The sequence below is a fragment of the Parapedobacter defluvii genome (assembly GCF_014642075.1).
Classification (GTDB): Bacteria; Bacteroidota; Bacteroidia; order Sphingobacteriales; family Sphingobacteriaceae; genus Parapedobacter; species Parapedobacter defluvii.
The window spans coordinates 500,683-525,283 of the sequence record NZ_BMIK01000002.1; the positions used below are offsets into that span (position 1 = coordinate 500,683).

Below are 24,601 nucleotides of genomic sequence, written 5' to 3' on the forward strand. Positions count from 1 at the left end.
TGATGGATAGCACGGCTACGAAAGGACGGATATTGATAACCGGCGCAACGGGTTTGGTTGGTCAGGCATTGATACCCGTGTTGGTGAGCAAGGGCTACGCGGTCAATGCGCTGAGCCGGAACAAACACAGTATGCAATTGCCGCATGTCCGTTTTTTTCAATGGGATGTTTCGGCAAATCAACTAGACGCTGCATGCTTGGATGGAGTGAGTGCCATCGTCCACTTAGCGGGTGAAAATATCGCTGCCCTTCCATGGAGCAATCATCGGAAGCAGTTGATCCGCAACAGCCGTATCCAGTCCATTTTGCTGCTTTATGATCTGCTTCGCCAACGTAAAAACCACGGAGTCACAACCGTTGTATCTGCCTCTGCATCGGGATATTATGGAAACAGAGGCAACGAGTGGATGACGGAAGATAAGTCGCCCGCCGCAGACTTTCTGGGGCATACCTGCCGCGACTGGGAACGTGCGGTAGAAACAGGACGGGCACTGGGCTTGCGTACCGTTTCGCTGAGAAGCGGAGTCATCCTCTCGGATCAGGGAGGAATCTTCACCCGATTTGCCGGTTTTATAAAAAAAGGGTTGGGTACGGTGCCCGGTACAGGCAAGCAATGGATGCCCTGGATTCATGTAGCAGATGCGGTGGCTATGTATTCCTTCGCATTGGAACACAATGGGATACATGGGGTTTACAACATGCTGGCGCCGCAGCCGGTCACGTTTTCTACATTTGTGCACACCCTGGCAAAAAAAATGAAAAAACCTTTGTGGCTACCTCATATACCGCCATTCGTATTAAAAGCCGTGATGGGTCAACTAAGCGAAATGCTCCTCTGTAGCACCCGTATGTCAGCCGAAAAGATTCAAAATACGGGCTTTACATTCCGGTATCCGGAAATAGAAGGGGCCATGGAAGCACTCATTCCCTCGCCTTGACCGTACTTTTTCCGTCTTTACCCGGCGATCCGGAATATACCTGTCCCTGGGAAAGGTTGCTCAATGGCCTGCCCGGTGCACCCATGCCGATCAAACTATAGATATTGGAAAGCTCGCTGCTTGGATTCACGCGGTATCCACCTGCTCTCGTATCGATCTGTAGGTAATGTTCAGACTTTTTGTCTTCGGTTTGCGGTTCAATACCATCGCTGGCGTAGGTAAAGTTCACATTACCGCCATTGCCGTTGGGAAAAGTGCGCGATCCATTATTGCGGGCATCGTGCCCACCGGCCAGCACATACAGTGCACCCAGTTTTTCAAATCGTATGTCGATGTCAAAATTGGTACCGTTGTTTTTTCCATCCGTACCGAATAGATAACCCCGCTTGTCAATCTCGGCGTGGCCAACCTCCAGTTTTACGTCTTTTTTACCATAAAATACCAATTGACCCCGGTCGCCCATAATCAAGGTGTCAATCCGCAGCACCAACGATGAATCCTTTCCTCCGCTATATACTTCCTTTTTCTTCTTGCCGACGATGAGTTTCCCGATATGCAATGTGTTGGTGTCCTGGGCAAAGGCACTGACCGAATACAGTGCTAACATGCACACAATGAAGTTCTTCATGAGCTAAATCCTCCTTCTTGTTAAGACATTTTTCAGCTGATAAAGTTTAATTTGTGTTACAATTATCCCCCACGCATGAAGTATAGCGTCATAATCGTTAATTTCGTCCCCAAGTTCATTAACCATGATGCGTATAATCCTTTTCTGTATATTCCTTATTCCCCTATTCCCATCTGTGGCGTCCACGTTTCAGGATACAACTACGCACCTGGAGGAGGTGACCGTACGGGCATATTTTACCGAGCAGCCGCTTTTGCGGCTCACGGCATCAGCGGGCGTGGTTAGCCCCACCGCATTGGGAAATCAAAGCGGCACGACCTTACTGCCTGCCATCAATACCGTACCGGGTGTCCGGATGGAAGAACGTTCTCCCGGCAGCTATCGGCTTTCTCTCAGGGGCAGTCTTTTACGCTCACCTTTTGGTGTACGTAACGTAAAGGTATACCTGGATGAGATACCGCTTACCGACGCGGGGGGGAATACGTATCTCAACGTATTGGATGCAGGAAGTATCGAAGGGATTGAAGTGCTGAAAGGGCCGGACGGAAGTCTCTTCGGAGCCAATTCGGGTGGCGTGGTATTGATCCGGCCGCAGGGAATGGGCGATGAAACGGATCCGAAAGCGTCGCTGCGCCTAAATGGCGGATCTTTTGGCTTATTCCATGAGCAGCTATCCGCCACACTGAATCCCACAGCTGGTTACCGGTTTGGTTTCAGTCAGGCATACCAGCGTGCCGACGGTTATCGGCAGAATTCGGCCATGAAGCGGGCAGCTTTTCAGACCGTGCAACGGTGGAACTATAATCCGAGGGGTGAATTACGGCTGATTGCCCTGTACTCAGACCTGCGTTACCTTACGCCCGGCGGGCTTACAGAAGCGCAATATGCCGAAGATCCCAAACTCGCACGCCCGGCTACACCGGCCACTCCGGGGGCGTTGGAACAACAGGCGGGCATTGTCAATAAAACGCTGATCGGCGGTTTGGTACATGACATCCACATCGGGTCCCGGCTCAGGCATGTTGCGGCTGTCTTCGGTTCACACACCGATTTCAGCAATCCCTTCATCACCAACTATGAGCTACGTAATGAAGCCAATATGGGTTTCCGTACCTACCTGGATTATCGTGGAGGTGGTTCAGGTGTGTTTTCCTGGCATGCCAATGTAGGAATGGAAGGACAGTTTGGGAAAAATGATTTTGCAAACTACGAAAATCATGGCGGTGTGCGTGGCGATGCCATGGCAATCGATGCGTTAAGAAGCAGTCAACATTTTTACTTTGTGCGCTTTAGCGCAGATGTATATAACCGCCTGTTGCTGGAAACGTCGTTGAGCCTTAACTATTATGGTTACCGGTTCCGGCCACTTTTCCCAGACAGTGAACCCCATTATACCCGGCGTAGTTTTGATGCGGAATGGATGCCACGGGCTGCGTTGTCTTATATGCTGGCACCGCAATGGGTATGGCGGGCTTCGGTTTCAAGGGGATATTCGCCACCCACCCTTGAGGAGGTCCGTGCCTCGGATCAGGTTATCAATACAGCGCTTGAAGCGGAAACTGGATGGAATTACGAAACGGGGTTCCGCTGGCAGCCCGGCAACAGACGGATTGCCGTTGATGGTTCGGTGTTTTACTACCGGATGGAAGATGCCATCATCCGCCAGGTACTCGAAACCGATGCCGAATTTTTCGGCAATGCAGGGGGAGTCAACCAACGGGGAATAGAGCTTTCCGCATCGGCTTGGGCGATCGAACCCGATCAAACCGGGTGGTTACGTGGTCTTCAACTGGGAACAAACCTGACCTTGAGCAAATTCCGTTTTGGAAATTACCGGGTGGGCGACGATGATTTTACGGGAAATAAACTCACGGGTGTACCCGGAACCACCCTGGTCAGCAGCTTGTTGGCCAGGTTCCCCGGAGGGATAGAAGCGTACGCTATGCATAACTATACGTCGGCCATTCCGCTGAATGATGCAAATACCGTGTTTGCGGGTGCTTATCACCTGCTGCAGACCAAACTGACATGGAACAAGCCCTTGGGAAGCCGGTTCATCTTTCAGGTGTTCGCCGGAGGCGACAACCTGCTGAACCAGCGGTATAGCCTCGGCAATGACATCAACGCCTTCGGTGGCCGCTTTTTCAATGCCGCCGCACCGCGCAATTTTTATGCAGGAATGGCATTACGTATTTAAAAAAATTATCCCTACTTTCGAGACCTCAAAACAAAAGATATCATGAGTTTGAAAGATTTTAAAGGAGTTGTCACCGGTGATGCCGTTCAAGAATTATTTGAAATAGCAAAAACGCATAAATTCGCCCTTCCGGCGGTTAATGTCATCGGTACCAATTCCATTAATGCTGTAATGGAAACTGCCAAGGCGGTCAATTCGCCCGTAATTATCCAACTGTCAAATGGCGGGGCGCAGTTTTACGCAGGTAAATCGCTAAATAACGACGGCCTGAAAGCCTGTATTCTCGGTGGGGTGTCCGCCGCTCAGCACGTCCATTTGCTGGCCGAACACTACGGCGTAGCTGTTATCCTCCATACCGACCACGCAGCCAAAAAGCTACTGCCCTGGATTGATGGATTGCTTGATTACGGTGAGCAATTTTTTAAAGCAAATGGAAAGCCTTTGTTTTCCTCCCATATGCTTGATTTATCCGAAGAGCCCATCGAAGAAAATATCGAAATTTCGAAAAAATACCTGGCGCGCATGAAACCCCTGGGCATGACGGTGGAGATTGAACTGGGTGTAACCGGCGGTGAGGAAGATGGGGTGGACAATTCGGATGTGGATAGCGCTAAGCTCTATACCCAGCCTGAGGAAGTTGCCTACGCATATGAAGAACTCAAAAGCGTCAGTGATAAGTTTACCGTTGCAGCTGCCTTCGGTAATGTGCATGGGGTATATAAACCCGGCAACGTAAAATTGCAGCCGGTCATCCTTCACAATTCCCAGGAATACATCCGCCAAAAGTTCGGACTGTCTGCCGAAAAGCCGGTCAACTTCGTTTTTCACGGTGGCTCAGGTTCCGCTCCGGAAGAAATTGCCGAGGCCATTTCTTATGGTGCCATTAAGATGAATATCGACACCGACATGCAGTGGGCCTTCTGGGATGGCGTACGCGGTTATTACCAGTCAAAAGAAGGATACCTGCAAAGTCAGATCGGCAATCCGGAAGGGGCTGACTCACCCAATAAGAAATACTACGATCCACGTGTTTGGCTGCGCAAGGGCGAGGATGCTTTCGTTAAGCGGCTTACCCAGGCGTTCGAAGAACTGAACGCGCTGGATGTGAACAGCAAACTGTAAATACGACTACGTTTGATGATGAAGCCCTTGCCCGGCCAACCGGAGAGCAAGGGCTTCGTACTGTAAATGTACGGGGCAATCTAAAATCGTCAATCTAAAATCTAAAATCAAATCCGTACCTTTGGCCCATGCCAGAAAAGATCATGATTCTTGATTTCGGCTCCCAATATACCCAATTGATTGCACGCCGGGTGAGGGAACTGAATGTTTATTGCGAAATCCATCCCTATAATCACCTTCCTGAGTTCAACGAAACGATAAAAGGGGTTATCCTTTCAGGAAGTCCGTATTCGGTACGTCAGTCCGATGCACCTCAGGTCGACTTCCGGGCACTCCAGTCCAAATTTCCTGTATTGGGTGTATGCTACGGTGCACAGTACATCGCACAGCATTCAGGCGGAGAGGTGGTGGCGTCGGAAATCCGCGAATACGGTCGGGCCAATCTCCATTTCGTGGATCATGCCAATCCGTTGTTAGCAGATGTTCCGGTAGATTCCCAGGTGTGGATGTCGCACGGCGACACCATTGCGGATATTCCGGCCGGCTTTGAGATCATTGCAAGTACAGACAAGGTGAAGGTGGCGGCATACCACGTAAAGGGTACCCAAACCTATGGTATCCAGTTTCACCCCGAAGTCACCCATAGTACCGACGGCACAACCCTGCTGAAGAATTTTGTCATCGACATCTGTGGCTGCACACCGTCCTGGACCGCCGACGCGTTTGTGGATACAACGGTGGCTTCACTGAAAGAAAAATTGGGAGATGATCACGTGATCATGGCATTATCGGGAGGTGTAGATTCCACGGTTGCGGCTGTCTTGCTCCATCAGGCAATCGGTAAAAACTTGCACTGTATCTTTGTAGACCATGGCTTGCTGCGTAAGAATGAATACGAACAGGTGCTGGAGTCGTACCAGCATATGGGGTTGAACATCAAGGGAGTAAATGCCAAAGATCGGTTTTACCAAAAGCTAGCGGGTGTGAGCGAACCTGAGCGGAAACGTAAAATTATCGGTGCGGCATTTATTGATGAATTTGACGAGGCCGCACACGCCGTTCAGGCCGAACTTCCCGAGGGTGTAGCGGTTAAATGGCTCGGTCAGGGCACCATTTATCCGGATGTCATCGAATCCATTTCCGTAAAGGGGCCTTCGGCTACTATTAAATCCCACCACAATGTGGGAGGGTTGCCCGATTTTATGAAACTGAAAGTTGTTGAGCCGCTCAACACCCTGTTCAAAGACGAAGTGCGCAGAGTAGGGAAGGCATTGGGGGTAGCCCCCAGCATTTTGGGTCGGCATCCATTTCCCGGTCCGGGATTGGCGATCCGGATATTAGGCGAAATCACCGCCGAGAAGGTACGGATTTTGCAGGAAGCTGATGATATTTACATCCGCAACCTGCGTGAATCGGGTTGGTACGACAAGGTGTGGCAGGCAGGTACCATTTTCCTGCCGGTACAGTCGGTAGGGGTGATGGGAGATGAGCGTACCTACGAACATGTCGTCGCTTTGCGCGCGGTCGGCTCGTTGGATGGGATGACGGCAGATTGGACGCACCTGCCCTATGAGTTATTGGCAAAAATATCGAACGAAATAATCAATCACGTAAAGGGGATAAATAGGGTTGTATATGATATCAGTTCAAAACCGCCGGCTACGATTGAATGGGAGTAAAGGATTAGTCGGGATTGCACTTGTGCTTTTGATGGCTGCCTGTACTCCCAAAGTAAGGGTATTGCGCGGATCGGGCACCACTCCTCCACCGAAAAAGGAAGTGCCCTCGGAAGATAAAGATAAAAAAGAGGAAGTTGACACGGACACCAAGGAGGTGGATGTGAACAACATTGCGTTATTGCTGCCGTTTGAATTGGACAAAGCCAATCCGCATGCACCCAGCACCGAGGATATCAAGCGTTCGGCGCTCGCTCTTGATTTTTATCAGGGATTTAAACTGGGTTTGGACGCGCTGGCCGAGAAGGGGACCAACTTCAAGGTGAATGTGCTGGATACGCGTGATGATCCGGCTGAAAATACCCGTATAGCAAAACTGGAACAGGTACAGGACGCCGCATTGGTGGTCGGGCCGGTATATCCAAAGGAAATCCAGGTGTTTGGGTTTAATGCTTCGCTGGAGGATGCACTCCAAATTTCTCCCTTGGCCGCCAGCATGCCTTCTGAGTTTAATCTACCCAATCTGGTCACAATTACCGCGCCGATCACCGCGCATGTGCAGGCGCTGGCCGCACGGATCGCCCAACAATACCAATCCGCAGACGTAGTGATCTTATATCAGACCCAGGATGCGGCAAGCAGGCAGTTTCTTTCCCCGTTGAAGGCGGAAGTTGGCCGACTAAAAAAAGATATTAAGGTGGTCGAAGTGACGGATGAAGAATCACTGGAAAGCAGTGTACACATATCCGGAAAAAATTTGGTGGTATTGGCAACAACCAACAAGTATCAGATTTCACCGATTCTGGCTCATCTGCGCAAATTGCACGACGAGCTTTCTTACCAGATCCAACTATTCGGACACCCGAACTGGGCAAAATTGGAATTTGACGAAACAGATGGGCTCGCAATCTTCCGCACCTGCATCACTACCTCGTATTATGTAGATAAAGGACGTGTGGAAGTGCGGCGGTTTGACGAGCAGTACCGCCGTGAATTTGGTATACCCGCCACCGAATTCGCCTATAAAGGGTACGATGCAGCCTATTACTTCGGGGGGCTGCTGGCGAAATACGGAGCAGCCTATAAAGAACATATTACGCAGGAAGAATACAGGGGGTTGCATAATGCCTTCAAGTTTGAGCACAATCCCAATTGGGGATATGTAAACAACGCGGTATTTATGTTGCAGTACCGGAGTGGCGATTTCCAGCCCTTATAACGGATCCGATTGCGCATGGCGACCGAACGGCGGATAAGTCAGCAGATACGGATGGTTGAGCGTGTGTTGCACGAATACCAGCAACAACGGAAAATCCCCCTGGCCCGTTTTCTTACGGGATTTTACAAGCGTAACCGCCAGATGGGTGGAAATGACCGCCGGACAGTTTCCCGCCTCACATACCACTATTTCCGCATTGGCAACGCAGCCAGACAAGCTGATTTATCCACACGGCTGGCCATCGCTGAATTTTTATGCAGCGAAGACAGTGCCCTGGTTCAGTTGGTACTTCCTGCGCTGTACCCTTCCGTCGATAAGCCGATGAAAGAAAAGCTGGTGTTGCTGGAACAGCAAACGGATTTCCGTTTGGAAGATGTATTTCCTTATCAAGGACAGCTCTCGGAGGGAGTCGACGGGTCTGATTTCGTTAAGAGCCTTTTTGTACAACCCGATCTGTTTATCCGTTTGCGCCCGGGGCATGAGGCGGAGGTGCAGAAACGGCTTACGGAAGAAGGTATTTCCTATCGCGTGTTGGGTACATCCCGATTAGCACTTCCGAATGGTGTGGCGCTTGACCGGATCCGCGATCTCGTGGGTAAGTATGAGGTGCAAGACGATTCCTCACAGCAGACCGGTACATTTTTCAATGCCGCTGATGGGGAAAGCTGGTGGGATGCGTGTGCGGGAGCCGGAGGGAAGTCGCTCCTGCTGCTCGACAGCCATCCGGCCATAAACCTATTGGTATCTGACGTAAGGACCAGTATCCTGCGCAACCTCGACGAACGTTTTGAAGCGGCCGGTATCACAAAATACCGACAGAAAATTATCGACCTTACCAAAGATACGGCGGTTATTCTCGGCAATGAACAGTTTGACGGTATCATCCTCGATGCACCCTGTAGCGGGTCTGGTACCTGGGGCCGGACACCGGAGATGATTACTTCTTTCGACGGGGATTCAATCCGGCAATTTGCGGCTGTCCAGCAGCAAGCCGCAGAAGCAGTCATCAAACACCTAAAACCCGGTAAGCCCTTGATTTACATTACCTGTTCTGTTTTTTCCGAAGAGAACGAACAGGCGATCGCATTCCTTCAGAATACAGGCCTGGTCAAATTGGAACGGGCGGAACTTTTACAGGGTTACCGCCACCGCGCAGACAGCATGTTTGTGGCAAGACTGATCCGGCGCTGATTTTTAATTACACGTTTTCTTTCAGCAGCCGTTCCAGTTCATTGGCCGGAAAAACACCCGATTGGCGCCACTTGATTTGACCGTTTTTAAAAATAATTAATGTAGGCACACCGCGTATTTGATATTTGGTGGCTACCTGCGGGTTTTTATCTACGTCAATTTTGATAATGGATGCGGCATCGCCTACGCGTTGCTTTACATCCTCCAGGATGGGGGCCTGTGTCTTGCAGGGACCGCACCAGGTGGCGAAAAAATCCACTAACACAGGTTTTTCACCGTTGATCAGTTCATTGAATGTGCTCATTTTTCAAGTATCTCCCTAATTAACGCGCTTTTTTGCGGATTGTTTTTCTCCGTTGTAAAGATAGGGGTTTGACAAACACTAGTTATCTTTACCGGATGAATAAAGATCTGATTTTACGCGAACGCCTGGCCATCCAGCGCACCATCATGGCTAATCAGTCCACTTTTTTGTCGTTCCTCCGCACCTCAATGTATTTTGCTGTGGCCGGTGTCTCCCTGGATCAGTTGCTGAAGCTGCCCGGTGGGCATATTATTGAGTATATTTTTCTGGTCATTTCTGCAGTTTTACTGGTGGTAGGTGGGGCAAACTATTTCATCCAAAAAAGAAAAATCGATAAAAGTGAAAAGCATATCGGCGATTACCAGCTTGATTATGAAAAGGGAGGGGAGTAGTACCGATTTTTCCGAAGGTCTTGAATTTGGCTGTGGGTTACTTTTAAATGAAAAAATGCGATTCCGATAAGGAATCGCATTTCATCTGTGCCCGGAGAGAGACTCGAACTCTCAAGGGACTGCTCCCAACGGCTTCTGAGACCGCAACGTTTACCAATTTCGCCATCCGGGCGGCACGCCCCAAACCCGTTGTTTGGATCGGGGATGCAAATATATGATTTTAATTGACAATTGAAAATTGATAATTGAAAAAGACTATCAACTATCAATTATCAACTATCAACTATCAACTATCAACTATCAACTATCCAAAAATTACTCTTCCTCGTCATCCGTATGCAACATATCCTGATGCTCTTCGGGTTTATAGGAAGCCTGAAGTGCCGCCAGTTTCTTTTTGCCATAGGCCATTTTGGTAATCAATACAAATAAGACCGGTACAATGAATATTGCAAACAGGGTAGCGATCAACATCCCTCCAAAAACCGTCCAGCCGATGGTTTGCCGTGCAATGGCACCCGCTCCGGCCGAATACATCAGCGGAACAATACCCAGGATAAAGGCAAACGACGTCATGATAATCGGGCGTAGCCGTAATTTTACCGCTTCTAGCGTTGCTTTCAGCAGTCCCATGCCGATATCTACCCGTTCTTTGGCAAACTCGACAATAAGGATCGCATTTTTAGCGGCCAGACCAATGATCGCCACCAAACCAATCTGGGCATAGATGTTGTTGTCAAGCCGTGGCAGAAGGGTGAGCACCAAAATAGCCCCAAATACACCAAGCGGAACGGAAAGCAGGATCGAAAAGGGTACCGACCAGCTTTCATACAACGCCGCCAGCAGCAGGAAGACGAATACGATACAGAGTGCAAAGATCATGATCGTCATGTTTCCCGCTTCCTTTTCCTGTAGACTTATTCCCGAAAATTCATAGGTGAAACCGGCGCCCAGCGTCTGTGCAGCAGTCTCCTCCAACGCCCGTAATGCATCCCCACTGCTGTATCCGGGAGCGGCACCCCCCATCAGGTCAATGGAACGGAAAATATTGAAGTGGTTGATAATGGACGGGCTTTCGATAATCTCATAAGATACCAATGTACTTAGTGGCACCGGATTTCCCTGCTGGTTTTTCACATACAGCTTTCCGATGTCAGCGATGTCCATCCGATAGGCCGTGTCTGCCTGGCTGACCACCCGGAAACTCCGTCCGTAGCGCGTAAAATCGTTGACATAACTGCTGCCCAGGAAAGACGAAATGGTGCTGTAGACACTTGAAACGGCTACACCCATGCGTTTTGCTTGCTCTCGGTTTACCTTCACTAAGTAATTGGGCGTGCGTGAATTGAATAGTGTATAAGCCATGCCGATTTCCGGACGCTGGTTAGCAGCCATCAGAAATTTACCCACCTGAGCTTCGAAATCTTTAATGTCGCCGCTTCGTTGGTCGATGAGCTGCATGCTGAATCCTCCGCTGATACCCAGCCCGGGAATAGCCGGGGGCAATACGGGCATAAGGGAAGCCTGTTGCAGGCCCGCATATTTTCGCTGTACACCCGCTACAATTTCCTGTGCCGTGCGGCTGCGTTCTCCCCATGGATGCAGTTGGACAAAGAAGGTACCCCCATTGGGTTTAAACGAACGGTTCAGCAGGTTAATCCCCGCAATGCGCATAACGTTTTTGATTTCAGGATTTTCTCTCCGCAACGAGTCCGATAACGCATCCAATAAGTTGGCGGTACGCTCAGAAGAAGCTCCTTCGGGGAGCGTAACGCCCACCATGAACACGCCGGCATCTTCCGTAGGAATAAACCCGGTGGGTTTGCTGGTAAACAACCCAACTGTACCCACGTAGATGCAGACCAATAGGACGATGGCAAGGGGAGCACGCTTGATGACCACCCTGACCGCACTGGAATACCGCTTCGTAACCCGCTCAAACCAGGTGTTGAACTTATAGAATAACCGGTTGATGCCGGTTGATTTCTCATTGAATTGCGACGGCTTAAGCAACAGCGAACATAAGGCGGGGGTGAGGGATAGGGCGACAAACGCAGAAAGCAACACCGATACAGCGATCGTAATGGCAAACTGTTGGTAAAGTTGCCCCACCATGCCCGGGATAAAGCCCACGGGCACAAACACCGCCGCTAGGATCAATGCAATGGCGATAACAGGTGCGGTAATCTCTTTCATCGCCCGTCGCGTCGCTTCCGGTGCCGACAATTTATCGTGGTCAATATAATGTTGCACCGCCTCCACCACCACAATCGCATCATCCACCACAATCCCGATGGCGAGTACGAAGGCCAGCATCGTCAGGTTGTTGATCGAAAAGCCGAACAGATTGAAGAAAATAAAGGTACCAATAATTGAAACGGGAATCGCCAATACAGGAATCAAGGTAGCCCGCCAGCTTTGGAGGAAGATAAATACCACCAAAGTTACCAATATCAGCGCCTCAACCAACGTGTGCAGCACGTTGGTGATGGACTCCTGGATCACCGATACGGTTTCATAGTTAACTACATAGTCCATATCGCTCGGGAAGTCTGCTTTCAACTGCTCCAGTGCGGCGTAGATGCCCTCAGCGGTTTCCACGGCGTTTCCACCAGGCATCTGATTAACCATCATACCCGAAGCCGTCAGTCCGTTCAGCTTATTGGTAATGGAATAGGCAAACTCGCCCAGCTCCACGCGTGCCACGTCTTTGAGGTATACAATGGAACCGTCGGCATTGGTTTTGACAATGATCTGCTCAAACTGTTCCTCCTCGTCCAGATCACCATCTAGAATGACCGGATATTCAAAAACCTGAGTATTTACCTGCGGTCTCGCTCCCACACTGCCTCCTGGCATCCGGATGTTTTGCTCCTGAATTGCCGCGTTAACATCTGCCGGAGTGAGCCCTAAGTTAGAAAGTTTCGTTGCATCCAGCCATACACGCATGCTGAAGGGCTGGCCGAACGCCATCACGTCGCCCACTCCCTTTACACGCATCAGTGCGTCACGTACATACAGGTTGGTGTAGTTTGCCAAAAATTTCTGGTCCCGGGTGCCATTTGGTGAGATCAGGGAAATCATCATCAACACGTCCGTATTGGCTTTCCGTGTAATCACTCCCAGTCGTCGCACACTTTCCGGTAAGGCGGGTTCGGCAATACCTACACGGTTCTGTACGTCCAACGTGGCAATATCAATATCCGTACCTACATCAAACGTCACGGTGATCGCAGCACGTCCATCGGATGTACTGTTTGACTGCATGTACGTCATCCCGGGCGTGCCATTGATCTGGCTTTCGATGAGTGTGGTTACGGTCTGTTCCACGGTCTGCGCGTCTGCCCCGGTATACGTCGCCTGCACCTGTACGGTGGGGGGCGAAATATTGGGATACTGGCTGATGGGCAATGTCGAGATCGAAATGATACCTATCAACGTAATCAAGATGGAGATGACGATGGAGGTAACGGGTCTTCTTATGAATACTTCTGAAATCATGTTGTTTCTGTCCTAAATGCTTGATGGTCTTTGTTCCACCTTATTTCTTTTCAGCGGGTTGGGTTACTTGTACCTTGGCCCCTGGCCGCAGGTTGATGATGCCATCGGTTACCACCTGTTCACCGCTCGATAACCCCTCATTGATCACAACGCGATCCACTACTTTCAGTCCCAACCGTACGCCCCGTTGCTCTACCGTGCTGCTATCGGTTACTACATACACCGAGGTTTGGCCAAGCTGCTCGGTAACGGCACGATAAGGGATGACCAATTGTTTCGTTTCCGATTGGTTGCGCACCTGCACGGTAGTGGCCATGCCCGCACGCAGCAGTTCATCCGGATTGGGGAAACTCGCCCGCACGGTGATGGTACCGGTATTGCGATCCACGGCACGGTCAATGGCGACGATCTTGCCCGGATGCGAATAAACTTGTCCACCGGGCAGTTTGATCGAGATCACCGAATCGCGTACCACGGCGTCCGATTGCCGCAAAGCGTTGAAGCGGGGAATCTCCCGCTCGTTTACCGGAAAGTCTACGGCAATGGGATTAACCGATGAAAGGGTGTTAAGCAATGTGGACCCCGCAGAAACCAATGCACCCATGCGCACCTGTGAAATACCGATGGTGCCGCTGAACGGGGCGACGATGACCGACCGGTCGAGATTGGTCTGTGCCGTGGTCAATGCGGCCCGCGCGGAGGCAGCCTGTGCCTGTGCATTGTTGAAGTCGGTTTCCGCATAATCAAGCGTCTGTTTGGCAATCGCATCTTGTTCGGCCAGTTTCTGATAGCGTTCCACATCCCGCTGGAGGCGTGCAAGATTGGCCTCGGCAATGGCAAGACTGGATTTTGCCTGCTCCACAGCCGCGGCATAACGGGTACGGTCTATTTCGTAGAGCTTCTGACCTTTGGACACCGATGCACCATCGGTAATAAAGATACCCGTAATGTATCCGCTTACTTCAGCCCGTAGTTCGGTTTCGTTCAGCGCCACCACATTGCCGGGATAGTTGTCTGTACCCACCACCAGTTCTTCGGTAACCGGGGCTGTCGATACGGGAATAGCTTGTTGCCCGGGGGCCTGTTTCTGCGTTTGATTGCTGCATGCGGCAACCAATCCGGCTCCGGCCAGGAGGATCGCTGCGAAGCTATGTTTGTTCATGCTGGTCATTTTTACGGTATTCTGAGTTGTTTCAAGTTCTTTCATATGTTGGTTAATTATCAATGTCTACGGTTCCCAGTGCACGCTGTACATCCAGCTTGCCAGCCAGGACGGCAAAGAGCGAATTGAGGTAACTGATTTGTGTGGTACGCAGATCGGTCTCCGCGGTCATCAGATCGAGGTACGTTTTTATACCTTCGTCGTATTGCAATTTGATGGTATTGTAGACATCTTCGGAAAGGGCTACGTTTTCACGGGCAACCCGCCAGTCGTTAAGATTGGCCTGATACGTGGCCAGCGCCATTTCATATTGTGTGTTGATCTGGTTTTTCAGATTCACGACATCCCAGTCAAGGCGTGTTTCCTGCAGTTTGGATTTCCGGATTTCATGGATGCGCTTCCCACCCTGGAAAATAGGTATGTTCAGCGTGAGTCCGAATACCGAACGGGGAAAATTAGCATCAAACATTTCCGGAAACCGGTTGCCCCGGAAATCCCACGCATAATTATAAAATGCAGATAAACTGGGTAGAAACGTCCATTTATTATATTGCGTATTGAGGTGCTGGAGTTGCTTCACCGTTTGCAGTTGCCTGAATTCAACCCGCTCGTTATAGTCGACCGTCAGCGTAGTATCCAACAGGATTTCACTTTCCATGGCCGCATTATCGAAAGAAAGGTTCATCGGCTGGTCCGCCGAAAGCCCGATCAGTTCTTTCAGAAATGCATATTTGTAAGTGAGCAATTCGCTGACGCGTTTTTGCTCAGCAAGGGTATTGCTCAATGTAATCTGCGCACGTTTGAAATCAGTCTTGTCTACAATGCCCGTTTCGTACCGCGCCTTCGCATCGTTGAGCTGACGCTGGATGCGTTCGATGTTTTCTTTGATAATATTGAGCTGTTCCTCGCTGGTAAGGATATCGTAGTATGCCTTGCTGACTTCGACTACCGTGTTGATCCGGCTGCTTTCCGTATTGAGTGCGTTTTGCTGGCGGATAAAACGGGCTGCTTTGGAGGCTTGCATAAGCCCCGGGTTGAGAATCTGCTGATCGGCCTGGAGTACCGCGGCACTCACATGCTTCTGGCCCAGTTGGATCACATTGCCCCCAATCACGCTGGTCGGGATCTTCACATTCCAGTTGTATGTACCCGTTGCGTTTATTTGGGGAAACCAGCCCGAGAGGGCGGAAGCGATTTCTTCTTCACCGACTTCCTCATCAATGAGGGCTTGGTGCACAGACGGACGGTTTTCCAGGGCGTAATTTATGACATCTTGCAGATTGGCATTTTCTGGTAATGACGGTTGGCTTTCCTGCCCGAAAGCAAGTGAAAGGACGAGGGAAAAAGCAATCGAGAGGGCTAATTTATTTCGTGATTTTCTATACATATTGTTTCAGTCTGAAAAGATTCTTTTTTGATACCATTCCAAATGATCGTTACCATTTCGTTCATAGACGATTTATTGAACGAGTAATGTCCGTTAGTGTGCCGTTTGGCCGTAGCAGTTACCGTACCGATAAAAGCAGCACTGAGAATGTTAATATCCATGGACCTGATATGGCCCTCATCTATACCCAGTTGAAGGAAATTGGACATCTCGTTCTGCATTTGCACGCCGCAGTTCCGTTCATGGACCACCTCCGCGTAAGGCGACGAAAAAAATTGTTCCATGAAACTCAGTACTTCGGGGTGCTTGATGTAAAAATTCACCAAGTTTATCCAGATGGCAACGAAACGTTGCGGATAGGGTAGAAGCTGCTCGGCCGGTTTAAACATCGCATTGCCGATGCGGTGTTTGCAATGCTTAAACAATTCGATGATCAGCTCATCCCTTGAAGAAAAATAGTGATAGATAGTCCCCGTTGCCACGCCGGCGTCCTGGGCAATCTGACTCATCGGGCTTCCGTGGAAACCTTGTTTCATGACAAGTCGCAGTGTGCTTTCGAAAATGGCACATTTTTTTTCTGCAGTATGTTCCAATTGAACGTTCATTCGGTCGGCAAAGGAACGCATTATTCGCGAAAAATCGATGGCCATCTGCTTTGTTAACGGAATTTTGACAATCGAGGTCAAACGGTCAAATACCCATTTCGCATAAGTCAGTGAAATTGTGTACTTTTGCATCATCATTGGTACAAATTAATTTGCTTACGTTGACATTTGCCGATTTTAATTTTGATAGCAACCTTTTCGAAGGGTTGAATAGCATGGGTTTTAAAACACCCACTCCCATACAAGCTGAAACGATTCCGATTATTCAAGAACAACACGATCTGATCGCGTGTGCGCAGACCGGTACCGGTAAGACGGCCTCTTACCTGCTTCCGGTTATGGATGCCATATGCCGTACCGATCCGCGTCCGCCCATCAGCGCGCTGATATTGGCTCCCACACGCGAACTGGCCATGCAGATCGATCAGCAGGTTGAAGGGCTCGCCTATTTCACGGGTATCACTTCCATTGCCATTTACGGCGGGGGCGACGGGATCGGCTATGAACAGCAGCGCCGGGCGCTTCGCGAAGGGGTGGATATCGTTATTGCAACTCCGGGCAGGCTCATTGCACACATTGGTTCAGGCATTGTCAGGTTGGACGAAGTCAAATTCCTCGTGCTCGATGAAGCCGACCGCATGCTGGACATGGGATTCAAAGATGACATCAACCGGATTGTCCGTCAACTGCCTGCGGAACGGCAGACCATGCTCTTTTCGGCAACCATGCCCCCCAAGATACGGACATTTGCCAAAACCTTACTGAAAGATCCCAAACAGGTAAATATCGCGATTTCCAAGCCTGCCGAAGGTATCCTCCAGCAGCAATACCGGGTAGCAGACGGGCAGAAAACCCCGTTGCTGAAACAGATCCTGCAAAGCGGGGAATACCGGAGTGTCATTGTCTTTTCCTCCACCAAGGAAAAGGTGAAAAACCTGAGCCGGGAATTGACCCGGCTGGGACTGACCGTACAGCCCTTCCATTCCGACCTGGCTCAGGAAGAGCGGGAACAGATCCTTCTCCGTTTTAAGAACAAGCAGCTACCGATATTGATCGGAACCGACGTGCTGTCAAGAGGTATTGACGTGGAAGGTATCGATCTCGTGGTTAACTACGATGTGCCGCCCGATCCGGAAGATTATATACACCGTGTGGGCCGTACCGCCCGTGCCGAGCGCACAGGTACCGCAATTACCTTTGTCAACCACCGCGATCAACGCCGCTTCCTGGCCATCGAACGGCTGATGGATAGAAAAGTAGACGAGGTCACCTTGCCGGAAGGAATTGAAAGCGATGCAGGAGCTTCTGCCGAAGAACGGCCGAAACGCAGTAATCGCCACCCGAGGAAAAACCGTAAATCCGGCGGTAGGAAACCAGCCGGCACGGCTCAGCTCCAAAAGGAAGGTGCTTCAGCAACATCATCGGATACAGCGGCCGATAAATTACCCAAAAAGAAGAAGAAACGGCGTTTCAAAAAACATACGAAAGATCAGGGATCGAATGCTTCCGAAGCGCCAGGTGGACCGGCCAGCCAGGCTTCTTGACTTATTGCGGTAATTGCAGCATCCGCCATTCAGCCACCTGGAATAATCCACCTGCTTTTACAGACGTGACCGAAACACGGTAAAACCGATACGCCTCATGGTTGTCAAACGTGTATGTTTTGGTTTGGAAACGCTCTTCGAAATTCTCATCCGTACGTTCATCCAGCAATGTCCACGTGTGTTCGTCCATCGAGCCTTCCAGCTTCCAATTCTTCGGATCGCGATCGGGAACATCATTGGCGGAAGTGAGCGTGTATGCGCCGAGAATCACCGGCTCGTAAAAGTCTAGCTGGAACCAAAGATCGCCAACGTAATTAAATTGCAGGAATTTTGTCTGGATGTCGTTGTCGGTCAGCTTCAGTGAACCTTCACCGGCAAATTTACCGCCGTCGTTATCGCGTGATACGCTCAGTACCCCTCGTTCGGTTACATCGCGTACTACACCCAGATCGGTAAGCATCCGCGATATTTCCGCGATGGAGCCATTCGGGGTTTTTACACGCAGTGTGTAATCCTCAAATTGTCCCGGCGCCACCGAAATGTTCACCGTTTCGTTGTTGTTCAGGAATTCACCGCCCACACCCACACCTTTATACCAAAAGATACTGTCGACCGCTAGGTTGGCAGCAACAGACAGATCGAGGCTGCCTCCCGGTTTGGGGGTAGCCAAGACTTCAATTAAACTGTCAGGAACAATGTTGACCACTGTTTCCGTTTCTGCCCAAAAGCCCTGGCTGTTTTCCGTCCGGAGTTTGATGCGGAACTCGCCGGTGCGTAGAAAGGTATGCGTGGGCGAATCGTCCAGCGAAACGCTGTCATCGCCGAATTCCCACCGCACCAGTGAATAGTTATCTCCTTCGTTGGTGAACGAATAGGTGAAAGGATCGTCTTCGGAAACCTGCACCATGGAGAACCCAGCGCTCGGTTTGGGCTCTTCCGGCTCAGGTGCCGGAACGGATTCTTCCTTACAGGATAGCAGCGTCAGCTGAAAAAGTAGCGCGATACCTAGTGTCCTTGTGATCGTTATCATTGCCATTTGGATAGTTGTCATCGTACAAACTATATTTTATCTTTCTAATCGGTTACCTCATACATTGCCCGGGTATTAAGGTACACGGATTACCCGCCATTCCGCCAGTTGCCAGAGGTTGCTTCCGTTGTTGATGCCAAATTCGAGGCGGTAGTGCGTATAAGATTCTTCCGTGTTGAATTCGTAGCGTTTTGTTTGGAAGCGTTCGGTAAATATCTCGCCGGTTCGGCTGTCTAATACCGTCCACGTCTCTCCGTCGTTGGATCCCAACAATTCCCAATCTTTCGGATCCCGGTCAGGCGCGTCATTGGCCGAGGTGAGCGTGTAGGCGCCCAATTTGGTTGGTGCAGCGTACTTCAGCTGTACCCACAGATCGGCCCGGAAGTCGCCCACTAGGAACTTCGTCTGGGTGTCATTATCCACCAGTTTAAGCGATCCTTCGCCTCCTTCGGCTCCATCGCCATTATCGCGGCTGACGCTATAGGTGCCTTCATTGGTTACGTCCACCTCTAACACATGCTCGGGATAAATGAGAACGATGACTGATTTCTTTTCTTCATCCAGTACATGGGTAGAGGGGTTGGTCAGTGTCACCGGTACGGCAAGGAGTTTATCCATATGCTGTTCGATAACCGACCACTGCACGAACACATCCAACGGAGCCGAGCTGATGTTAGAGCCGATCCGGCGGAGGGTATCCATGGTTAGCTGGCTCGCCTCTAACGGAATGGTGTTTTCCGGCAGAACACCGGCCGCGATCAATGTTGCTAGGGTATCGGGGTTGAGCTTGGCACCCACGGTAAAGGCCCGTCCGGGAACACCCGCCAATGAAATACCCAATGGCACATTGAGCCCGCCGGACTGGACCTGGTAATTTTGTCGGTTGCGCACTTCCAATATACTTCCACCACCGTTGGTAATGGACAGATACCGGATTTCATCCGGCTGCAAAATATCCGTTGTATTGAGCGTCACGACGCCGCCCGTGCCGCCGCTGGCCAGTGTATTGCCTTTTCCGGGATTTGCCAGTCGGTAGGCAAACGCCACCTGCTTGCCGTAGTTGCGTTCCAGAAAACTCACATTGATAGCGATTTCAAAAACGGCGCTGTCTGCACCGAAGGGCACCGACACAGCAGTGGGCACCACGAGGTGTTCATTGGGGATCGGCAGTACGTCTTCCAGTTTTCCTTCGGCAATCAGTTGGTCTATCGTGTCCTGGTTAAGCTGGATTTCCACTTGGAACGCTTTGCCCGCCGGTTGTGATAGTTGGATAGCCAACGGTACAATCATCCGTTCGCCTTCCTTACGCGGTTCGCCTGCGGTCTCTCGTGGGGATACCGCACTGGGATCCGTCGACTTGATGTCGAACGATTCCAGCTCGTGATCGGTACAGGTCTGGAACAGCAGCATGGCCAATGCCAACGTGCTTAATGTGTGTATGCGTTTTAATGCGTTCATATCGTAATGGATAGCAAATTTTGTTAACAGTCTCTATCGCCACCTCGATCAACGGTCCAGCCATACCCGGCCGTCCAGTTGCCAGCTTTCCAATCGGGGTATTTTGAGCCAGCTGATAATCTGTGCCGGTATGTCTACGTTTCGGGGTACCAATGCTCCTAGATCGGCCGAACTTGGCGCACAGACAAAGTCCGATTGGTATTGACGGGTGATGTCAGCACCGCCCAGTGTCATGTGGCTGCCAAGGGGCCCCATGTCGTCAATTGTGTTACCCTCCGAGCCGACCACGGGCCAGAGACCGGCAAGGAAATCGTAATAGGGGTGGTCTTCCGGCACGCCGATCTCACAGGAATACTGCGAAATGACATCATCGGGCAATGCCACTTTCCAAAACCGTACATCGCTGATGTAGCAATCGGCCTGGCCGTTATCCGCCTGTCCGCCGAGCATCAGCGGAAAGTTATTCGTGATGCTGCCGTAGTTGGTGATGTTCACTTCGTTATTAAACTGCCCGTTGGTGTACGTGCGGACAAACCGCTCATTGTCCCGTACCACACCCACCACGGCAATGCTGTTCCACGTCGCATTGGCCAGGGTACCTCCACGGGTTTGGCCTACGTTATTGCCGAGTCCGCGTGCATTAAACATCCAGAAATCCTCCTCCAAAAAAATGGTCCAGCCCACAAAATCCCAGGTCCACCGTTCCCGCTTGTTTAGCAGGGCCGGGTAGTTGTATCGGTAATTGTTGTTTGGCCCCGGATTTTTCTTTACCTTCAGCTCAATCGTAAATGCTTCATTGTCCAGGTTGTAAATGTCGTTGTCGCCCGCGGTGACCTCACCCCTCAGTTGTTGCTGGAAACGTACGAAATCTCCCTGGAACCGGATACCTAAGAAAGGTTTGGAAATCACACGTGTCTGGTACCGCAGCGAGTGAAAGATCGTAAAGGTATTGACTTCTGGGTTGCTGAAAATCGTGTTGTCATTCTCTTCGTCGGGTATCGGATATTCTCCTCCTTTGCTGGAGGTGATGACCACCAGCCAGTTTTCCTGGCTGTAATTCGGGCGGCTCTTCACGGCATCAAGGACTTCTCCTACATAGCCGTCAAAGGCGAGGAGCGCATCGCGGTATTGCGGCACGGACAGGTCATATCCATACTGGCTGCCTGCCTGGTCAATTCCTGTGAAATGTAGCGTAACCATGGTGATGGTATCTACTTCCAATGCGCTAATGGCAGCATCTTTCACCGCTGCGTCGCCGTCGAGCAATTCGCGCTCTTTAGCACCTGCCGTGAGCTGCTCGAAAAACAGCGGAGATGGCGTATACACCCGTACATCGCTTTCGGGATTTGCGGCCTGTATACGCTCAAACAGTAGCGGAAAATCTTCCAGGTCGGCGTTTGCAAAATTATCACCTTGAATGCCGTGCTTGGCTTTCTGTACGCCGGTCAGCATATCGGCCCAGTTGGTCCCGTTTTGTGACCCCGTTTCTTCGTCAGACAGGGACTCCCACGAATAAATGGAATTGGGCAGTAACGAACCGATAGCCGGTAGGTTTGCCTGCTGCACAGACTTTCCCCGGGCACCGTCGGCGATGATATAAAGCACGCGGGGCGTACCGAAGGCAACGTCAATGCTGTCCGTATATTCGGTTTCGGGTATCTTGCGGGCAAACTCTTCGCGGCATGCCCACAGACCCGCTAGCGCTAGCACTGTCGGCAGCAGCAACCGGAGGGTTTTCGAGATGTATGGATTTGCAGTCATAATGCGATGTTGATTTCTTATGTAACTAATCGGTTAATCGATAATCATCCGGAGAAAATTGTTTACTGGCTCGCCGTCAAACAGCTCAATGTCGCCATAAATCAATAGTGCACGGCGGCCGTCGGCAGAACGGGTTTCAACGATGTCTCTGATGGTTCCGCTGAACAGGCCTGTTGCATTGTAACCGGCCAGCAATGCACCGGTTTCATCCAGTACCATGAATCCATTCCGGGCAATGCCGTTGTACGTACGGAAACCTCCGGAAACGATGATCTTGCCGTCACTTAGCTGTTTGATAAAGTTCGGGCTGCCTCCCTCAAATGCTTGGGGAACAAAGCCCTCGTCGAGCGTACCGTCTTCATTGAGCATGGCCAGTTGCAATGCGGGCTTTCCGTTGTAATTGCGGAATTCGCCAGCAATAAGGTATTTGCCGGTGGCCGGGTTGTAATAAGCACGTTGGATGAGCTGATCGGCACCTGTGCCACCCGGATTGAACGTTTCGTCGATGGTGCCATCCTCTTTAAGCCGTAAAATACGGCCGGCGCTTTGGCCGTCGAAGCGGGTGAAATTACCGTATACCAACAGTTTACCCTGTTGGTTGCCCGATGTGTGCAATATCGTGTTAGCGGTTCCATTGCCGGCTTCCAGTCCTTTTCCGGTCGCATCGTTGAATCGGTACGTTTTGTCGAGGGTGCCGTCTGCATTCAACCGGGCAATCTGGCGGATCTCTATACTGTCCAGAATGACACTGTCGCGTGTTTCCAGCCGGTTCGGTTTATCGTATTGCCGGCTGATGTAATAACGGAATTCACCGGTTACCAGCACTTTCCCGTTTTGTTCGTAGAGTTTGTCGATATACTTGTCAAACCCGCCGTTGAAGCGTGGGTAATACTTGATGGTATCCTGCTGGTCGGGACGCCGGAAGGGGTGTACCCCCATGGTGTCAATGGTGCCGTTCTCATGGATACGCGTCAGGTTGCTGATGTCCCCATTGCGTTGGGCATAACCGCTGAATGAACCGGCAATCAGGTATCCGTTGCCAAAACGGATGATGTCCGAGAGCGCACCATTGGCTCCGCTTCCCGAGCGAAGACTGGCATCGTAAGTGCCGTCTGCAAAGGCACGTGCAATCCGGTTGATGGGGCGTACAATGCCTTTGTTGTTGTAATCCGTGAATTCGCCAACAACCAACATCCGCTCGTCATTTGTCTGAATCACCCCGCTTACGGGACCGTTGGCACCTTGCGTCGCATTAAAACTCGGATCGGGGTTGATTTTTCCCGTTACCTCAAACTGTGGGCCGAATACAACCACGTCACCCACCGAAATGGAGGTCACACCGGTGCTGGCAAAATCAGGGACGACTACTTTGATGTGCTCGTCGGTTACCTCGGTCACTTCTGCCATTTCTCCGTTGAACCGGAATACCAATTGTTCGGTAAAGGGAATCAGGCCCGTTGCATGGATCGTTACCTCGGTGCCCGGTAGTCCGCTGGCAGGTGCCGGAGTTTGATTCCGGTTCATGACGATTCCCAAGGGCTCTTTACCGGGGCCGTAGGGTTCAGCCGGGACGGTCTCTTTTTCGGAGCAGGTCCACAGACCCCACCCGGCTAAGCTGAATAAACAGGCTATTTTGAATGAATGTGTCATATAGGCCGTTTCTTAACGTTTACTTTGAATAATATCCTGGATCACTTCTCCCCGGTTGAAACCGAATCCGCCACCTTGGTTGAAATCCAGTACGTGTACCACGCCGTTGAGGGGCTGGATGTCTGAAGAAGAAACCGGGTGGGTTACCCATCTGGCCGGATCAGAAACATTGGGGATATAGGAAATATGCAATTGCCGATAGCCCATGTATTTCAGGCGGGTCTCCGTAGGTTTGCCTGCATCGGTGACCGCATCGTTAAATACCACGCCGATGTTGCTTACCGTGTTGTTATATGCGATGTAATTTTCGCCGCCGAAGGTGCTCAGGATATCAAAGTCGATCTGTGGATAATCCTTCAACAGCTTTTTGCCGTGGAATAGGTATCGCTCCAGGTATTTCCGCCAGATCACCGAATCAATATCTGATAGGGTCTGTATGGTATCTAACCCGAGGTCGTAAAGTCGCTGGTTTGCGGTACCGGTCTTCAAAAAGGGGTCTTCACCTTCATAATTCACTTGCCCGATCAGGCGCCTGATTTCTTCGTCTTTGGGGGCAAAGAAGGTTAGCTCTTCAGTATTCAGCACCTCATCCAGACCGGCCAGCCGGGCGACCTCTGCCACCGAATCGAGCTCAATGGGCCGCGAGTCCAGGTAATCCATTATGGTGCCGTCAAAATAGGGGTTGGCCTTCCCGCCGTCGGTGTAGTACTCATCCTGTTTACAGGAAGAGAGGAGGGAGGAAACCAACAGCAGAGCCAGCAAAGGCCTGCCTGTGTGTGTAACTACCTGTTTGATCGTATTCATCGTTATCAATTGCTCCATAAATCCTGACATTA

At 50.8% G+C, this 24,601-nt stretch carries 19 protein-coding genes and 1 tRNA gene; 8 read left to right on the forward strand and 12 right to left on the reverse strand.

The window, feature by feature from the left end; translation table 11 throughout:
* Positions 1 to 2: 2 nt before the first annotated feature.
* Positions 3 to 938, forward strand: a complete 936-nt coding sequence (locus IEX60_RS05965; RefSeq protein ID WP_188748458.1) for a TIGR01777 family oxidoreductase — start codon at positions 3 to 5, stop codon at positions 936 to 938.
* Here the strand turns inward: IEX60_RS05965 and IEX60_RS05970 are convergent.
* Entirely contained in the window at positions 922 to 1,566 is a 645-nt protein-coding gene (locus IEX60_RS05970) for a hypothetical protein (protein WP_188748460.1), read from the reverse strand. The two genes, IEX60_RS05965 and IEX60_RS05970, sit on opposite strands and share 17 nt — an antisense overlap.
* A 124-nt stretch (positions 1,567 to 1,690) precedes the next feature.
* Here IEX60_RS05970 and IEX60_RS05975 point away from each other — a divergent pair, with 124 nt between their 5' ends.
* From IEX60_RS05975 to IEX60_RS05995, 5 genes are all read left to right on the forward strand, one after another.
* Entirely contained in the window at positions 1,691 to 3,763 is a 2,073-nt protein-coding gene (locus IEX60_RS05975; protein ID WP_229717442.1) for a TonB-dependent receptor, read from the forward strand.
* Between the two features lie 42 nt (positions 3,764 to 3,805).
* Positions 3,806 to 4,885, forward strand: a complete 1,080-nt coding sequence (fbaA, locus tag IEX60_RS05980) for a class II fructose-bisphosphate aldolase (RefSeq protein ID WP_188748462.1) — start codon at positions 3,806 to 3,808, stop codon at positions 4,883 to 4,885.
* A gap of 128 nt (positions 4,886 to 5,013) precedes the next feature.
* Complete coding sequence (gene guaA, locus IEX60_RS05985; RefSeq protein WP_188748464.1) at positions 5,014 to 6,564, forward strand: glutamine-hydrolyzing GMP synthase; 1,551 nt, start codon at positions 5,014 to 5,016, stop codon at positions 6,562 to 6,564.
* On the forward strand, positions 6,521 to 7,780 hold the full coding sequence (locus IEX60_RS05990) for a type 1 periplasmic-binding domain-containing protein (protein ID WP_188748466.1): 1,260 nt from the start codon (positions 6,521 to 6,523) through the stop codon (positions 7,778 to 7,780). Before guaA ends, IEX60_RS05990 begins: the two co-directional genes overlap by 44 nt.
* Before the next feature lie 15 nt (positions 7,781 to 7,795).
* Positions 7,796 to 8,971 (forward strand): RsmB/NOP family class I SAM-dependent RNA methyltransferase, encoded by a 1,176-nt coding sequence (locus IEX60_RS05995; protein ID WP_188748468.1) that lies wholly within the window; start codon positions 7,796 to 7,798, stop codon positions 8,969 to 8,971.
* A 7-nt stretch (positions 8,972 to 8,978) separates the two neighbouring features.
* Here the strand turns inward: IEX60_RS05995 and trxA are convergent, their stop codons facing one another.
* Positions 8,979 to 9,275 carry a thioredoxin gene (trxA, locus tag IEX60_RS06000; RefSeq protein WP_188748470.1) on the reverse strand — a complete coding sequence of 99 codons (297 nt, stop codon included), beginning with the start codon at positions 9,273 to 9,275 and terminating at the stop codon, positions 8,979 to 8,981.
* Between the two features lie 95 nt (positions 9,276 to 9,370).
* On the opposite strand from trxA, the gene IEX60_RS06005 reads away from it, so the two are divergent.
* Complete coding sequence (locus tag IEX60_RS06005) at positions 9,371 to 9,667, forward strand: DUF202 domain-containing protein (RefSeq protein WP_188748472.1); 297 nt, start codon at positions 9,371 to 9,373, stop codon at positions 9,665 to 9,667.
* A gap of 88 nt (positions 9,668 to 9,755) precedes the next feature.
* Here the strand turns inward: IEX60_RS06005 and IEX60_RS06010 are convergent.
* The 5 genes from IEX60_RS06010 to IEX60_RS06030 form a co-directional block, all read right to left on the reverse strand.
* Positions 9,756 to 9,839: transfer RNA gene (locus IEX60_RS06010), tRNA-Leu, on the reverse strand.
* A gap of 143 nt (positions 9,840 to 9,982) precedes the next feature.
* Positions 9,983 to 13,168 carry an efflux RND transporter permease subunit gene (locus tag IEX60_RS06015; protein WP_188748474.1) on the reverse strand — a complete coding sequence of 1,062 codons (3,186 nt, stop codon included), beginning with the start codon at positions 13,166 to 13,168 and terminating at the stop codon, positions 9,983 to 9,985.
* A gap of 40 nt (positions 13,169 to 13,208) precedes the next feature.
* Positions 13,209 to 14,375: an efflux RND transporter periplasmic adaptor subunit gene (locus IEX60_RS06020; RefSeq protein WP_229717443.1), complete on the reverse strand. Its 1,167-nt coding sequence runs from the start codon at positions 14,373 to 14,375 to the stop codon at positions 13,209 to 13,211.
* 7 nt (positions 14,376 to 14,382) lie between these two features.
* Positions 14,383 to 15,717 (reverse strand): TolC family protein, encoded by a 1,335-nt coding sequence (locus tag IEX60_RS06025; protein ID WP_188748476.1) that lies wholly within the window; start codon positions 15,715 to 15,717, stop codon positions 14,383 to 14,385.
* Complete coding sequence (locus IEX60_RS06030; protein ID WP_188748478.1) at positions 15,690 to 16,460, reverse strand: TetR/AcrR family transcriptional regulator; 771 nt, start codon at positions 16,458 to 16,460, stop codon at positions 15,690 to 15,692. The genes IEX60_RS06025 and IEX60_RS06030 overlap by 28 nt, the downstream gene beginning before the upstream one ends.
* Before the next feature lie 23 nt (positions 16,461 to 16,483).
* On the opposite strand from IEX60_RS06030, the gene IEX60_RS06035 reads away from it, so the two are divergent.
* Positions 16,484 to 17,866, forward strand: coding sequence for a DEAD/DEAH box helicase (locus tag IEX60_RS06035; protein ID WP_188748679.1), 1,383 nt, complete (start codon positions 16,484 to 16,486; stop codon positions 17,864 to 17,866).
* 1 nt (position 17,867) lies between these two features.
* On the opposite strand, the gene IEX60_RS06040 is transcribed toward IEX60_RS06035, so the two are convergent.
* The 5 genes from IEX60_RS06040 to IEX60_RS06060 form a co-directional block, all read right to left on the reverse strand.
* Positions 17,868 to 18,896 (reverse strand): PKD domain-containing protein, encoded by a 1,029-nt coding sequence (locus tag IEX60_RS06040; RefSeq protein ID WP_188748480.1) that lies wholly within the window; start codon positions 18,894 to 18,896, stop codon positions 17,868 to 17,870.
* Positions 18,897 to 18,971: 75 nt separating this feature from the next.
* Positions 18,972 to 20,354: a discoidin domain-containing protein gene (locus IEX60_RS06045; protein ID WP_188748482.1), complete on the reverse strand. Its 1,383-nt coding sequence runs from the start codon at positions 20,352 to 20,354 to the stop codon at positions 18,972 to 18,974.
* Between the two features lie 48 nt (positions 20,355 to 20,402).
* Positions 20,403 to 22,115 carry an alkaline phosphatase family protein gene (locus IEX60_RS06050; protein ID WP_188748484.1) on the reverse strand — a complete coding sequence of 571 codons (1,713 nt, stop codon included), beginning with the start codon at positions 22,113 to 22,115 and terminating at the stop codon, positions 20,403 to 20,405.
* A gap of 33 nt (positions 22,116 to 22,148) precedes the next feature.
* Positions 22,149 to 23,765 carry an IPT/TIG domain-containing protein gene (locus IEX60_RS06055; RefSeq protein ID WP_188748486.1) on the reverse strand — a complete coding sequence of 539 codons (1,617 nt, stop codon included), beginning with the start codon at positions 23,763 to 23,765 and terminating at the stop codon, positions 22,149 to 22,151.
* 12 nt (positions 23,766 to 23,777) lie between these two features.
* On the reverse strand, positions 23,778 to 24,587 hold the full coding sequence (locus IEX60_RS06060) for a hypothetical protein (protein WP_188748488.1): 810 nt from the start codon (positions 24,585 to 24,587) through the stop codon (positions 23,778 to 23,780).
* Positions 24,588 to 24,601 lie beyond the last annotated feature (14 nt).